Origin of the sequence: uncultured Marinobacter sp. (assembly GCF_947259545.1) — a bacterium.
Taxonomy (GTDB): Bacteria; Pseudomonadota; Gammaproteobacteria; order Pseudomonadales; family Oleiphilaceae; genus Marinobacter.
In genome coordinates, this window is the sequence record NZ_CAMYMK010000009.1 from 90588 (window position 1) to 105217 (window position 14630).

Below are 14630 nucleotides of genomic sequence, written 5' to 3' on the forward strand. Positions count from 1 at the left end.
CGTGTCACGGTTATAGAAAACTCGAAAATCTATGCACTTTGCTCCGGCCACATCGCCTCGTTCAACTCCTCCAGCACTGTATCCAGCTGCTCCCCCAGCACCTTGTTCATCTGCTTCGCCCCGCCATCATCGGCGAAGCGGTGGTTCACAAACTCGCGGTCGATGATGACTTCATGGACCAGTTGCTTGGCCAGGCGTTCCAGCCATTTGCGCTGGTTCGGGGTCCAGTTGTGTTGGATGTAGATGCGGTCCATGGCTTCAGCGACACGCTGTTCGAACGATATTAATGGTTCGCCTAGGGCGGCGCGGCGAATATAGCCGATGATGCTGGCGGCGATATCCTTGTTGGTCTGGTTGCGTACGGCGCTTTGCAGGCGGGCTTCGGAGTAGCCATGGTTGTCCAGCAGCAGCTTTACTTCCCGTAGCTGTTCGCGGGTGAGGTCCCGGGGTTTGTTCACTACGACCGCGAGGGCGGCGGACTGGTTGAGCTGCTGTTTTATGAACTCGTTAAAGCTGTCCAGGTAGTCTTCCGGCTTGTCGTGTACGCCATAGCTTTGAGTGCGCTCGCGGATTTCGTCCTCGTGGTCGGAGATCAGCGGCATGTATTCCCTGCCCACTAGGGACTTCACCTCTGCCAGCTGGTTCAGCAGTCCGCTGTGCTGTTTGATGAACTCCGAAGCTTGCCGGGGGCCGAGTTGATGCAGGTGTTGGTGCAGGGATTTGGGTTCCACGCCCCAGCTCTGGTGCAGTTCATCCAGCTTTTGCTTCAGTTCCGGACGGTTTTCCGCCTTGTTGTCAGCCTTGCGCAGCACCCCCATGAGTTTCTGGCTGAGCTGGCTGAGTACCACGTCAGCCTGACTTTCATCGGGTTGTTCACCGGGGGTGTTGAGGGCCTTCTCCAGTTGCTCGTCATCGGTGAGCTCGTCCACCAGTTGTTCCAGGGTGATGTTGGGGTCTTTCACCAGGGGCTTCATGGTGTTCACATCCTGCAGGGCGGCGTAGATGTCCACCGGGTCGTAGATGCGGAACACGGTTTTGCCAATCTCGTCGCAGCGGCGGGTGGCGCGGCCGATCATCTGTTCGTAGAGGATGCGTGAGCGTACCCGGCGCATAAACACCAGGTTGCAGATGGGCGGTACGTCGATACCGGTGGTGAGCAGGTCCACGGTAATGGCGATGTTGGGGTAGCGTTCGTTCTTATAGCGGCGGATGAGCAGGTCCACTTTATCGCTCTGGCCGGTGATCTTGGCCACGGCGGCTTCGTTGTACTGGCCGTTATAGAGATCCTTGAAGGCATCGTCCAGCAGGCGTTTGACCATATCGGCGTGCAGGTCGGTGGCGCAGAAGATCATGGTTTTTTCATCACCGAATGGGTCCAGTTCCTGCACCAGTTGTTCGCAGATCACCCGGTTGAAGTTTTCGTTGATCACTCGGCGGTTGAAAGTATCCACTTCGAAGTTGAGTTCGTCTTCCAGTTCGGTAGTGTCCACTTCCCCGGTCTGGGTGTTGATGACTTCTACCGGTTTACCTTTTTCAAACGTAATACCGTTCTGGGTGAGCACGGTTTCGTAGCGGATGGGTGGTTCGTGATCGATCAGCCAGTCGTCTGCCACTGCTTCCCGATAGGAGTAGGTGTAAACGGGTTTGCCGAAAATCTCGCTGGTGTGCTTGGCCGGGGTGGCGGTAAGACCGATCTTCACCGCATCGAAATAGTCCAGCACGCGGCGGTAGCTGGACAGGTACTGGCTGGTGTCCCGCAGGGCCAGTTCGCCTTCGGTCATTTCCTGGTCCAGCGTGTAGCCCCGGTGGGCTTCGTCGATGATGATGCAGTCGAACTGGTCGATGGGCGGCGGGTGGTCGCTCATGAAAATGCGTTTGACCATGGCCTGCACGGTGGCCACCTGAATGCGGGTTTCCGCTTCGGCGGCCATGTCTCCCAGCTCGGCAAGGTTGTAGATCTTGCTGAGGGTGTGGTTCTGCTCCAGCGGTGCCTCATTGAAAGCATCAATGGCCTGTTGACCCAGCGAGGTACGGTCCACCAGAAACAGGATACGGTGGAAGCGCTCAGCCTTCAGGAAGCGGTACATCAACCCGATGATGGTCCGGGTTTTACCGGTGCCGGTGGCCATCGCCAGCAGCGCGGTTCGCACGCCACGGGCCAGGGCGTGTTCGGTGGCGACAATGGCGTTCTGTTGATAATCCCGAAGTTTCAGGTAGCCGAAGGGCTCTTCTTTTAACAGTTTCTCGGCGTTTTCTTTGTCCCGTTCCAGCAGATCCAGCAAGCCGCCCGGGGTGTGGAATTGCGGCAGTGCCCGGCGCAGGTTGCTGGGTTCGCGAATATCCCGGAACCAGGTGCCGGATTGCTCCGCCAGTTGTGGTAAATAGGGACGGCCATTGCAGGAATACACGAAGGGTACGTGGTAGTGGCCGTTCTCTTCAGCCGGCCAGGCGATGGTGCGGCCCATTAATTCCCAGGCACCGACTAACGGTGCGTCTAAGTTGAAGCCTTTGCTGTAACGTTCGGCCTGGCGGATTTTACCGGCGACGTTGGTGTTCTCTTTCTTGGCTTCCACTACTGCGATGGGCGTAAGTCCTGCAAACAGCACGTAATCGGCTCTGCCCTTCTCGCCGTTTCGGTGTGTGGGCCATTCGGCTATGGCGCGGTAGTGGCCTTTCTCCGGGCGCGCGCCTTTCTGGAAGGTGATGACTTGACTGTCGGCTTCCCAACCGGCGTCCTGCAATTGCTGGTCAATGAGAATACGAGTGAGTTCTTCGTTCAGTACCAGGGTATCGGTAGCGGCTTTGGTCTGCTTGGCTACCTGCAGGCGCTGTTGATTAACGGTTTGTTCGCTCTGATCCGTGAGCTGCTGTTGTAGCGCTTTGATCTTCTGTTCGTAGGCCTGTTGCTGTTGGGCCAAGGCCTGTTCGTGCTGGCGGGCCTGTTCGGCCAAAGCGCGGGATTCTTCGTCCATGGCCACGGCCAGGGCTTCGTACTCGGCCTTCTCTTTCTCGATCAGTTGGCTGAGCTGCTGGCTGCTGTCCAGCTCCATGTTGGCGTGTTGCAGATCGTGGCGGAGTTTTTCGATATCGCTCTGAAGCTGTCGCAACTGTGCGCTGGGGTCGGCGGGCGGTACAAAGGGGCCGGGCTTGAAGCTGGCACCGGCTTTGCCGAAGGAACGGTGAAACCAGATAGCCAGGGCTCGCGCCACTTTCAAGCCATCCATCGCTTCTTTATGTTGGGTGCGGAATTGGTGAGTGGCCTTGTTGCCCTCGATGCGAAGGATGTGGAACAGCTCTTTGATTTGCGGTTCCAGCCGCAGTTCCCGATTCAGGCGATAAAGCAATTCGGACTGGCTGGTCTGTTCGTCAAACTCGATGCCCGACAGCGCGGCCAGGTGTTGAGCCAGGGCTTCGCCAAGCTGGCGCAGTTTGATCAGGGTGGTGTTGGGATCACTGGCGAAGGCTCGCTCGGCGGATTCGGTCAGTTCCACGAATATGGCATCGTGCTCTGACAGAAACGAAAAGTTGCCGGATTTGAAGTCCGTTGCCTTGTTCAATGTATCCCTCCACGACAGTCTTACCGCAGAACATTAGCAGACTTATCAAGGATACAGAAACGGGATTCCGTAACGGAGAAGCTAGAGAATCGGGGAAAATACGACAGTAGAGAGCGGGAAAGTGGTCGGCGTGGCAGGATTCGAACCTGCGACCCCTTCGTCCCGAACGAAGTGCGCTACCAAGCTGCGCCACACGCCGATCAACGGCCGGTATTATACGGATTCACTCTGGTTTTACCAGCCCTCGGAGGATAAAAGCGCATCCGTAAATTTGCTGAGATTGTCGTAAATCGTGACCTTTGCACCCGGTATCGGGCGCGCATCCAGGTGCCTTTCTGTATCCAGGCCATTTCCGGTTCTGACCAGAACAGGATGACAGCCAGCGGTGTAACCGGCTTCCAGATCCTTTCGGCTGTCACCGACCATCATTGCGCCCTGCAGGCTGTCCAGGTGGAAATGATTGCGGATCTGGTCCAGCAAACCGGTCAGTGGTTTGCGGCAGTTGCAGTGCTCATCGGGATGATGCGGACAATAGGCAATGAACTCGATGCAGCCACCCTGGGCTTCGACCAGCTGTTCCAGCTTATCGTGCATGGCGTTCAGTTCGTCGATGCCATAGTAACCACGGGCGATGCCGGACTGGTTGGTGGCGATGGCAATACGATGTCCGGCATTACAGAGCCGGGCAATCGCCTCAATGCTGCCGGGAATGGGGATCCACTCATCCGCTGAGCAGATGTAGTTGCCATCGTATTCGTTGATGACCCCATCCCGGTCCAGAATGATCAGCATTGTGCCTTTACGCTTGCCTCTGTATCAGCTTGCCGTGGGTAGTAGTGATATATCCGCCACCCGCAGGAACAGGTTGCGGAGCTGGTTGAGCATGGCCAGGCGGTTGTCACGAATGGCTTCGTCTTCCGCCATGACCATGACTTCATCAAAGAAGGTGTCCACCGGCTCGCGCAGGCTGGCCAGTGAGGTCAGCGCAGCGGCATAGTCACCCTTCTCAAACAACGGCAGAACGGTGTCCGCCTGTTGGCTGATCTGCTCGGCCAGGGCCTGTTCGGCCTGATCCTGCAACAGGCTCCTGTCCACGTTTTCACCGATGGCGTCGCCGCCCTGCTTGGTGAGAATGTTGGACACCCGCTTGTTGGCGCCGGCCAGTGCGAGGGCTTCCGGCAGCTGGCGGAAGGCTTCCACGGCTTTCACCCGGCGATCGAAGTCCAGCGGCTTGGTGGGGCGGCGGGCGTGTACCGCCAGGTAGACCTCAGCACCAATGCCCTGCTCTTCATAGTGGGCGCGGAAACGCTCCAGCATGTAGTCCACGACAGTGTCGGCAGTGTCCTTCTCGGTGAGGACCGTGAAGTTTTCCTCCGCCCACTGGCAGCAGGTCTGCAGGTCCAGCGGCAGTTCCCGTTCGATGATGATGCGCAGCACACCCAGGGAGGCACGGCGCAGGGCGAACGGATCGCGGGTACCGGACGGCGGCTGATTGATGCCGAACAGGCCGACCAGGGAGTCGAGGCGGTCGGCGATGGCGACGGCACAGCCAGTCAATGTGGTGGGTAGGTCGTCACCGGCGAAGCGCGGCATGTACTGCTCGTTCAGTGCCTTGGCGACGTCTTCCGGCTCGCCGTCGTTGGTGGCGTAGTACTGGCCCATGATGCCCTGGAGATCGGTGAACTCCAGCACCATTTCGGTGACAAGGTCGGTCTTGGCGAGCATGGCGGCGCGCTCGGCCAGGGCCGGATCACTGCCAATGGCGTCGGCAATCTTCTTCGCCAGCGCGGCAACCCGCACGGACTTATCGTAAATACTGCCAAGCTTTTCCTGGAACACGATGGGCTTGAGCTGTTCGATGCGGTCTTCCAGCCGGGTCTTGCGGTCGGTCTCGTAGAAGAAGGCGGCATCCGCCAGGCGGGGGCGGATGACCTTTTCGTTACCGGAGATGACCTGGCTCGGTTCTTTGCTGTCCAGATTGGCTACGGTGATGAACAGGGGCATGATTTTGCCATCTGCGGCAACCACGTGGAAATACTTCTGATGTTCCTTCATGGAGGAAACCAGGGCTTCCGCAGGAACCTCCAGGAAGCGTTCCTCGAACCGGCCCATCAGCGGTGCCGGCCATTCATTCAGCGCGGTGACCTCGTCCAGCAACTCTTCATCAATCACTGCCTTGCCGCCGGCTTCCTTCTCGGCCAGAGTGGTTACACCGGCCCGGATCTGTTCACGGCGCTCGGCGAAATCGGCAATCACATAGCCCTCCTGTTTCAGTACCACCTCATAGTCACCCGGCGTCGGTACAATCAGGGATTTCGGGCAGTGGAAACGGTGGCCTCGGGTCTTGTTGCCCGGGGTCAGTCCCATGATCGGTGCATCGACCACCTTGTTGCCAAAGAGCATGATCGCCCAATGCACCGGGCGAACGAATTCGGTGCGGTAGGCACCCCAACGCATGCGCTTGGGAATCGGAAGCCCGGCCAGGGACTGTTCCACCAGTTCCGGCATCAGTTCAACGGTGGGGCGGCCCTTCTCCACCGAACGGTAAACCACCCAGGCGCCCTTGTCGGTTTCCAGGGTATCCAGCTGGTCCGGAGTTACACCCAGCGAAGTGGCGAAACCGGTCAGCGCCCGGGTCGGGTTGCCGGCGTCGTCGAAGGCGGCTTTCACCGCGGGACCGCGCTTTTCCACGGACTTATCCGGCTGGGCATCGGCCAGGTCACGGACACGCACGGCCAGACGGCGCGGTGCGGCAAAGCTTTCGAGCTTGCCAAAGGCAATGCCGGCGTCTTCCAGGCCTTTGGCAATGCCGGCGGTGAAGGCATCAGAAAGCGGTTTGAGGGCCTTGGGGGGCAGTTCTTCGGTGCCCAGTTCGACCAGAAAATCCTGTGTTGCCATGATTATGCGTTCCCCTGTTCCTGCTGAGCTTTCTTCGCTTTCTTACCCTTTTTGCCTTTGCTATTGGCCTTTTCGTCGGCGGCTTCGGCCGTTGCCAGCACTTCCTGGCGCAGAGCCTCGGGCGCCAGCGGGAAGCCGAGCTTGCGACGGCTGTCGAAGTAGGCCTGGGCCACGGCACGGGCGAGGGTGCGAACACGCAGGATGAAACGTTGACGCTCGGTTACGGAAATGGCGTGACGGGCATCGAGCAGGTTGAAGGTGTGGGAGGCTTTCAGCACCTGCTCGTAGGCAGGCAGCGCCAGACCGGCTTCGATCAGCCGTGCACTCTCACGCTCGTGGACATCGAAGCTGTGAAACAGGAAGTCGGTGTCGGCATGTTCGAAGTTGTAGGTGGACATTTCCACTTCCTGCTGGTGGAAAACGTCGCCGTAGGTAACCACGCCGTCCGGACCTTCGGTCCACACCAGGTCGTACACGCTGTCCACGCCCTGCAGGTACATGGCGATGCGCTCCAGACCGTAGGTCAGCTCACCGGTGACCGGGTAGCATTCCAGGCCGCCAACCTGCTGGAAGTAGGTGAACTGGGTCACTTCCATGCCATTGAGCCAGATTTCCCAGCCCAGGCCCCAGGCGCCCAGGGTGGGTGATTCCCAGTTGTCTTCCACAAAGCGGATGTCGTGAACCAGCGGATCCAGACCCAGCGCCTTCAGGGAATCCAGGTACAGCTCCTGGATATTATCGGGGGAAGGCTTCAGTACCACCTGGAACTGATAGTAATGCTGCAGGCGGTTGGGATTCTCGCCATAGCGCCCGTCAGTGGGACGTCGGCTGGGCTGAACGTAGGCAGCATTCCAGGTTTCCGGGCCAATGGAGCGCAGAAAGGTTGCCGGGTGAAAGGTGCCCGCACCCACTTCCATATCCAGTGGCTGGAGTACCACGCAGCCGTGCTGCGCCCAGAAGTTCTGCAGAGCCAGAATCAGACCCTGGAAGGTTTTGACGTCCGGGGTATTGTTAGAAGTTGCCTTGTCTGTCACGACGATTGCCTGCTGATCGGTCTGTGTGTGGTGCCCCGTTAAACGGTCGGGGTACTCTGAAAAAAGGCGCATTATACGCTGGCCAAACGTGTATTTCTAAGTGGCGTTCACAGCCTTGTTTTTGCGCTGTTTCTGCTAGAAGAACGTGAGGCCCACCTGGAACAGTTTTTCCACGTCCCGTATTCGGGTTTTGTCCACCAGGAACAGGATCACGTGGTCGTCTGGCTGCACCCGCAGGTGATCGTGGGCGATCAGTACCTCGTTGTGGCGAACAATCGCGCCGATGGTGGTGCCTTCGGGCAGCGCGATCTCGTCCAGGCGCTTGCCCACCACCTTGGAGGACCGATGATCACCGTGGGCGATCGCCTCGATGGCCTCGGCGGCGCCCCGACGCAGTGAGTGAACGTTCACAACGTCCCCGCGACGCACGTGGGTCAGCAGGCTGCCAATGGTGGTCTGCTGGGGTGAAATGGCTACGTCTATGTCACCACCCTGGATCAGATCAACGTAATCCGGGTTGTTGATCAGGGTCAGCACCTTGCGGGCACCGAGGCGCTTGGCCAGCAGCGATGCCATGATGTTGGCTTCATCGTCATTGGTGACGGCGCAGAACACGTCGGTATTCTCGATGTTCTCTTCCAGCAGGATGTCCTTGTTGGCAGCGTTACCTTCCAGCACCACCGTCTTGCGCAGGTTCTCCGAAAGCATCACGCAGCGTTCGCGATTTCGCTCCAGAAGTTTCACCTGATAGCGGTTCTCCAGGGTATGGGCCAGGCGCTGGCCGATGTTGCCGCCACCACAGATAAAGATGCGCTTGTAGGGTTTCTCCAGTGGCTGGAGTTCACTCATCACCGAGCGAATGTGGTCGGAGGCGGCAATGAAGAACACCTCGTCGCCGTCTTCGATGACGGTGTCACCCTGGGGCATGATGGCCCGGTTCTTCCGGAAGATGGCCGCCACCCGGGTGTCGATCTTGGGCATGTGGGTGCGCAGGTAAGACAGCTCGTGGCCCACCAGTGGGCCCCCTTCTGTCGCACGAATGGCGACCAGCCGGGTGAGACCTTTGGAGAATTCCAGTACCTGCAGGGCGCCCGGGTATTCAATCAGCCGGGTAATGTGTTTGGTGACCAGGTGTTCCGGGCTGATGAGGACATCGATGGGAAAACCTCGCAGGCTGTCCAGGTCCTTTTTCTGCTCCCGCTGGTAAAACAACTCTGTTTTTGCCAGGTAGGCATTGGCGCGAACCCGGCAGATGGTTGTTGGCGTTTTGTACAGCAGTTTGGCGACCTGGCAGGCCACCATGTTGGTCTCGTCGCTGTTGGTGACGGCGATGATCATGTCGCCGTCTTCCGCGCCGGCCTGCCTCAGTACCGTGGGAAAGGACGCCTTGCCCTGCACCGTGCGAATGTCGAGGCGATCCTGTAGCTCCCGCAGGCGGGTGCTGTCGCTGTCGATCACGGTGATATCATTGGCTTCGTTGGCCAGGTTTTCCGCCAGTGTGCCGCCGACCTGGCCGGCACCGAGAATCAGGATTTTCATAGCTCAGGTTTCTCCAGCACGGCGTAGAAGAAGCCGTCATGGCTGTCGGGATTCGGTAACAGTTGTCTGCCTGCAGTCATATCGCGCCCCCAGGTAACGTCCGGGTCAACCAGCGTTACATCGGAACACTGTTTGAGGAATCGCTGGATTATACGGTGATTCTCCTGGGGGAACACGGAACAGGTGGCATAAACCAGCCGGCCTCCGGGTTTGAGAATCTGCCACATGGCATCCAGCAATCCGAGCTGGATCGACGCCAGGGGAACTATATCCGACTCCCGTCGCAGCAGTTTGATATCCGGATGACGGCGGATGACACCACTGGCGCTGCAGGGCACGTCCAACAGGATGCGGTCAAACGGCTGGCCATTCCACCACTGATCGATATCAGCCGCGTCTGCTTCTTGCAGGCTGGCCCGCAGATCGAGGCGGTCCAGGTTTTCCTGTACCCGCGGCAGGCGTTCGGCGGATTCGTCGATGGCCACGACTTCTCCAAGTTCGCCGCACGCTTCGAGAATAGCGCAGGTTTTGCCTCCCGGTGCTGCGCAGGCGTCCAGCACCCGCTGGCCGGGAGCGAGATCCAGCAGTGTGGTGCACAGCTGGGCGGCTTCGTCCTGAACACTGACGGCACCGTCGGCAAACCATGGCAGCCGATCGACCGGTACCGGCGTGTCCAGCTGGATGCCGTGAGGCGCAAACGCGGTGGCTTGTCCCTGGATACCGGCGTCAGCGAGATGGCTGAGGTAGTCTTCCCGGGAAAATCGCAGGGCGTTGACCCTCAGGGTCATGGGGGCCTGGGCATTGTTGGCAGCGAGAATGGCCGGCCAGTCATCGGGCCAGTTATGGCGCAGTTTTTCCACCATCCACACCGGGTGGCTGAAGCGGGCGGCATCGCTTGCGGTCTCGGGGGCACCGTCTCTTTCAGCACTGCGTAATACGCCATTGACCAGGCCGGTCAGGTTGGGTTTGCCAAGGGCGCGGCAGGCTTCCACCGTCTCATTCAGCACGGCGTAGGTGGCTTGCTGGCTATAGCGCAGCTGGAACAACGCCACCAGCATCAGATGGTGAACAATCCGGTCCTGTTTGCGCAGGGACTTCTTCAGCCGCTGAGTCAGTTCATCCTCAAGGCGATGATACCAGCGACAGGTGCCATAACAGATGGCCTGCAGTTCCGGACGTTCATTGGGGGCCAACTGGTTCAGGGCTGGCGGCAGGCACTGGGTCAGTGACTGACCATTCTCCACCGATTGCAGCACGCGGGCGGCCAGGGCTCGCATGGGCTGACTGCGGTCGTTCATTCAGTGCAGCTCCTGGTCGGGCAGTAACAGTTCCTTGCCGCCATTGATCAGGTCGTTGGCAGTCTGGGCGCGGGCGCCGGGAAGTTGCAGGCTGGTGATTCTGAGCACACCACTACCACAGGCCACGTCGATGCCGTCCCGTTCCCGTCGCAGCACGGTGCCCGGAGTCTTGTCAGACGATTCGTTCAGGGTTTGCGCGCGGTGTAGACGAATCCGCTGGTCATCGAGATCGGTGTAGGTGCCGGGCCAGGGATTGAAGGCGCGAATCAGCCGCTCAATGGTCGCCGCCTCGGCGGACCAGTCAATGTGACCTTCGTCCTTGGACAGTTTGTGGGCGTAGCAGGCCAGATCGTCGTTCTGGGCCTCTCCCTGAAGTTCGCCTTTTTTAAGCAACGCCAGTGCCTTGACGATAGCCTGTCCGCCCATCTCTGCCAGTCGGTCGTGGAGACTGCCACCGGTATCGTCGGGCTCAATGGCGGTCACCGCTTTCAGCAGCATGGCACCGGTGTCCAGACCCTCATCCATCTGCATGATGGTGATGCCGGTTTCCTTGTCCCCGGCGGCGATGGCGCGGTGGATCGGTGCGGCACCGCGCCAGCGTGGTAACAGCGAGGCATGGATGTTGAGGCAGCCGTGGGTGGGGATGTCCAACACCGCCTTGGGCAGGATCAGGCCATACGCGGCCACAATCATCACATCCGCCTCAAGGCTGCGGAGTTCGTTCTGGGCTTCCGTCGTTTTCAGACTTTCAGGCTGAAAGACAGGGATGTCGGCGTCCAGCGCGACCCGTTTCACCGGGCTTGGGGTCAGCTTGCGGCCGCGACCGGAAGGACGATCGGGCTGGGAATAGACTCCCACCACGTTGTGATGGTTGGCCAGAAGAGCTTTGAGAGCGGTGGCTGCAAAATCCGGAGTGCCGGCAAACACGATTCGCACGGTGATGTTGTCTCTGTTCCGTTGAATACGAAAAGACCGGGTATCCACCCGGTCCGTTAATTCTGGCTGTTGTCACTGAGATCCGAGTGCTGAGAAACAGAACCGGGAATGGTTACGGGCGCTCAGGCACTCTTCTTGTGAAGCTTTTCCAGTTTCTTGCGAATCCGGTTACGCTTCAGGGCGCTCAGGTAATCCACGAACAGCTTACCGTTGAGGTGGTCCATTTCGTGCTGGATACACACGGCCAGCAGGCCGCGGGCTTCGAGTTCAAAGGGCTTGCCGTCGCGATCACGGGCGCGGATCATGCAGTGCTCGATCCGTGAAACATCCTCGTAGAATCCTGGTACTGACAGGCAGCCTTCCTGCATGTCCTCCAGCTCACCGTCCAGCACTTCCACTTCGGGGTTGATGAACACCCGTGGTTCGCTCTTGTCCTCGGACAGGTCCATCACGATGATCTGTTTGTGAACATTGACCTGGGTCGCTGCCAGGCCAATACCGGGCGCATCGTACATGGTCTCGAACATGTCGTCGATGAGCTTGCGGTCGGCGTCAGTCACCTCATCCACCGGCTTGGCAACGGTGCGCAGACGGGGATCCGGGTATTCGAGAATTTCTAGTATCATATTGCTCGTACTTTTGACCTGTGAATGACCTGTGAACCTGAATCACACCGTTATGATTTGTAACAGTGTGACTACCATCTCCGAAATGCGACAGTGTACTGCGCATATTTCTGTACCGGGGCTATTATGACCGGATATTCTACATTATCCCCCATCTTGACGATTGAGTACAAACTGATCAGTTGATAGTTAAAATCTCTTGACGGTGGAGTAGAATTTACTGGAAGAACAAAAGATAACATCACAATTTGCGAGACTTCTTCTATAGTATCGGAATCGGCAACGTAATATGCTGCACTCGACAGGCTGCATATCAAGAACAGAATCCATCGATTCAAGGCACGCGATCAAGGACTTACACAATGAGGAAACTGCTGTACGCTCTGGCAGCAAGTATGCTGCTGCTAACCTCCTGGGCCCATGCACAACCGGAGCTCAGGGCCGATCATCCCGAGCGTTACACTGTCGTGAAGGGTGACACCCTGTGGGATATTTCTGCCCGTTTTCTGAAGGATCCCTGGCAATGGCCGGAGATCTGGCACGTGAATCCCCAGGTGCAGAATCCTCATCTGATCTACCCGGGCGACCGTCTTGCGCTGGTATACATCGATGGCCAGCAGCGCCTGACCAAGGTGGCGAGCAATGATGTGGTGAAATTATCACCGAAGGTGCGCTCCCAGCCGATTGATACGCCGATCCCGGCGATCCCTCTGGATGCGATCAGCAGCTTCCTGTCCGAGACCCGTATTGTCTCTGCTGAGGAAATCAACGGCGCCCCCTACGTATTGGAAGGTGAAGACGGTCGAATCATCACCGGTGCCGGCGACCGCATCTACGCTCGTGGTGAAAAGCCGGCGGACAAGGTGGGCGTTTTCCGTCGCAGCAAGGAATTTCGGGATCCGGAAACCGGTGAATTCCTGGGCCTGGAAGCACGCAGCATCGCCAAGGGTGAGGTCAGCGCCGAGAATGGTGACGTGCTGACACTGAATCTCACCAAGTCCAATGAGGAGGTGCGTATCGGTGACCGGCTGCTGGTCAGCGAAGACCGACGCCTGACAACCCAGTTCGTGCCGAGTTCTCCGGACGAAGAACTTGAAGGCGAGATGATTTCCGTCGAAGGCGGTGTCAGCCAGATCGGTCAGTATGACGTGGTGGCGATTAACCGTGGCGAACGCGAGGGCCTGGAGCCGGGCAATGTGATGGCGGTCCTGAAGAGTGGCAACCTGGTACGTGACCCGATCACCAATGAGACCATCCAGCTACCGTCTGAGCGCGCTGGCCTGATGATGGTTTTCCAGACCTACGAGAAAATGAGCTATGGTCTGATCCTGCAGGCTACCCGACCCTTGTCGATTGGGGATAAGGTGACCAATCCCTGAACAACGGGACCCCGCCTGAACGCAGACCCCTAAAACGGGAGCCCATCATTGGCTCCCGTTTTTTTATGACATAATCATCGCCGGCGGTGCCAGGAAGGCAAACGCCGGAACGCAGTCCCGTTACTGCAGTATCAACCAGCCAGGGAAGGATGGCCCATGCCCGATGTACCTACGGTTTTGACTTCGCCGGAGGCTTCCTCCGATACTTTTCATTGCGCGGCCGGTCCGTGGATAATGCTGTCTTGCCTGCCGAAATTCGGCGTGCGCCGTCGTCAGGCCGCGTTGTCTGCATTAACCGACCTCACCGACTTACTTGGCGCCAGTGTGGCGACACTGAAAGCCATTGGCCTGACGACCGAAAGCATAGAGCCGATCCAGGCATGGCAGCGTCAGGATCGGAATCACCCGGTGGTGGCGCAGGTTTGCCGGATATGGGAGGCGTGCCGGGCCCAGGGTATCTGGCTGCTAACGCCCGAAGATGACGATTACCCCGAGCCCTTGTGTCACATTCACGATGCCCCGCTGGTACTTTACTGCCTGGGACGCCGTGATCTGCTGGCGAGGGACCAGATCGGCATTGTCGGCAGTCGCAATGCCACCAGGGCCGGCCTCGACCATGCACGGAAATTTGCCGCCGCCCTCAGCGGCCAGGGATTCCTGGTGACCAGTGGCCTCGCATTGGGAATCGATGGTGCCGCCCACGCCGGTGCATTGGACGCCGGTCACCCCACCCTTGCAGTGATTGGCAGCGGCTTTGACCAACTGTATCCCAGCCAGCACCGCAAGCTCGCCGAACGCATTAGCGACCAGGGTCTGCTGATCTCCGAATACCCTCCGGGCGTCCGTGCCCGGGCGGCCCACTTTCCCCAGCGTAACCGCATCATCAGCGGCATGAGTCGGGGCGTACTGGTGGTGGAGGCGGGGCTCAAAAGCGGGTCCCTGATCACCGCACGGCTGGCCCTGGAACAGGGGCGGGAAGTGTTTGCCATCCCCGGATCCGTCCACAGTCCGGTAGCTCGGGGCTGTCACCACCTGATCAAGCAGGGCGCCCGGCTGGTGGAAACCGTGGACGATGTGCTGGAAGAACTGGGAGCCTGGTGGTCCCCTCCCCTGGGGGGCGAACCTCGGGAAAGTCAGCATCCCCCGGCGACGGATCTGGATGCCAGGGAAATCGCGGTGCTGAAGGCTTTAGGGTATGATCCGCAGTCAACCGATCAACTGTGTTCGGAAACCGGATTGCCCGCGGACCAGCTGATGCAGTCGCTGTTGCTGCTGGAGCTACAGGGGCTGGTCAGTTCGGTACCGGGTGGTTTTCAGAAAATTGCATGAGCCGGATTATTCCGGCAACGACGTATCAGAGTGA

10 protein-coding genes and 1 tRNA gene are annotated in these 14630 nt (G+C 58.9%); 2 read left to right on the plus strand and 9 right to left on the minus strand.

From position 1 onward, the window contains the following. Positions 1–29: 29 nt before the first annotated feature. The 9 genes from hsdR to def form a co-directional block, all read right to left on the minus strand. A complete protein-coding gene (hsdR, locus tag Q0Y21_RS15140; RefSeq protein ID WP_297797300.1) occupies positions 30–3557 on the minus strand; it encodes a type I restriction-modification system endonuclease in 3528 nt (1175 codons plus the stop codon). A gap of 122 nt (positions 3558–3679) precedes the next feature. Next, positions 3680–3756, minus strand: a tRNA-Pro gene (locus Q0Y21_RS15145). Positions 3757–3791: 35 nt separating this feature from the next. Continuing rightward, positions 3792–4349 (minus strand): D-glycero-beta-D-manno-heptose 1,7-bisphosphate 7-phosphatase, encoded by a 558-nt coding sequence (gmhB, locus tag Q0Y21_RS15150; RefSeq protein WP_297797302.1) that lies wholly within the window; start codon positions 4347–4349, stop codon positions 3792–3794. Between the two features lie 24 nt (positions 4350–4373). After that, entirely contained in the window at positions 4374–6455 is a 2082-nt protein-coding gene (glyS, locus tag Q0Y21_RS15155) for a glycine--tRNA ligase subunit beta (RefSeq protein WP_297797304.1), read from the minus strand. A 2-nt stretch (positions 6456–6457) separates the two neighbouring features. Further along, positions 6458–7489 carry a glycine--tRNA ligase subunit alpha gene (glyQ, locus tag Q0Y21_RS15160; RefSeq protein WP_297797306.1) on the minus strand — a complete coding sequence of 344 codons (1032 nt, stop codon included), beginning with the start codon at positions 7487–7489 and terminating at the stop codon, positions 6458–6460. A gap of 135 nt (positions 7490–7624) precedes the next feature. Then, positions 7625–9028, minus strand: coding sequence for a Trk system potassium transporter TrkA (trkA, locus tag Q0Y21_RS15165; RefSeq protein WP_297797308.1), 1404 nt, complete (start codon positions 9026–9028; stop codon positions 7625–7627). Next, on the minus strand, positions 9025–10326 hold the full coding sequence (gene rsmB, locus Q0Y21_RS15170) for a 16S rRNA (cytosine(967)-C(5))-methyltransferase RsmB (protein WP_297797310.1): 1302 nt from the start codon (positions 10324–10326) through the stop codon (positions 9025–9027). Before rsmB ends, trkA begins: the two co-directional genes overlap by 4 nt. After that, positions 10327–11262, minus strand: a complete 936-nt coding sequence (gene fmt, locus Q0Y21_RS15175) for a methionyl-tRNA formyltransferase (protein WP_297797311.1) — start codon at positions 11260–11262, stop codon at positions 10327–10329. It lies immediately after the preceding gene. Positions 11263–11384: 122 nt separating this feature from the next. Further along, complete coding sequence (def, locus tag Q0Y21_RS15180; RefSeq protein WP_297797313.1) at positions 11385–11888, minus strand: peptide deformylase; 504 nt, start codon at positions 11886–11888, stop codon at positions 11385–11387. Between the two features lie 362 nt (positions 11889–12250). Here def and Q0Y21_RS15185 point away from each other — a divergent pair, with 362 nt between their 5' ends. Both Q0Y21_RS15185 and dprA read left to right on the plus strand, forming a co-directional pair. Further along, on the plus strand, positions 12251–13267 hold the full coding sequence (locus Q0Y21_RS15185) for a LysM peptidoglycan-binding domain-containing protein (RefSeq protein WP_297797315.1): 1017 nt from the start codon (positions 12251–12253) through the stop codon (positions 13265–13267). Between the two features lie 234 nt (positions 13268–13501). Then, the gene (gene dprA, locus Q0Y21_RS15190; protein WP_297797821.1) at positions 13502–14596 is read left to right on the plus strand and encodes a DNA-processing protein DprA; all 1095 of its coding nucleotides are present in this window, start codon (positions 13502–13504) and stop codon (positions 14594–14596) included. The last annotated feature ends 34 nt before the right edge of the window (positions 14597–14630 follow it).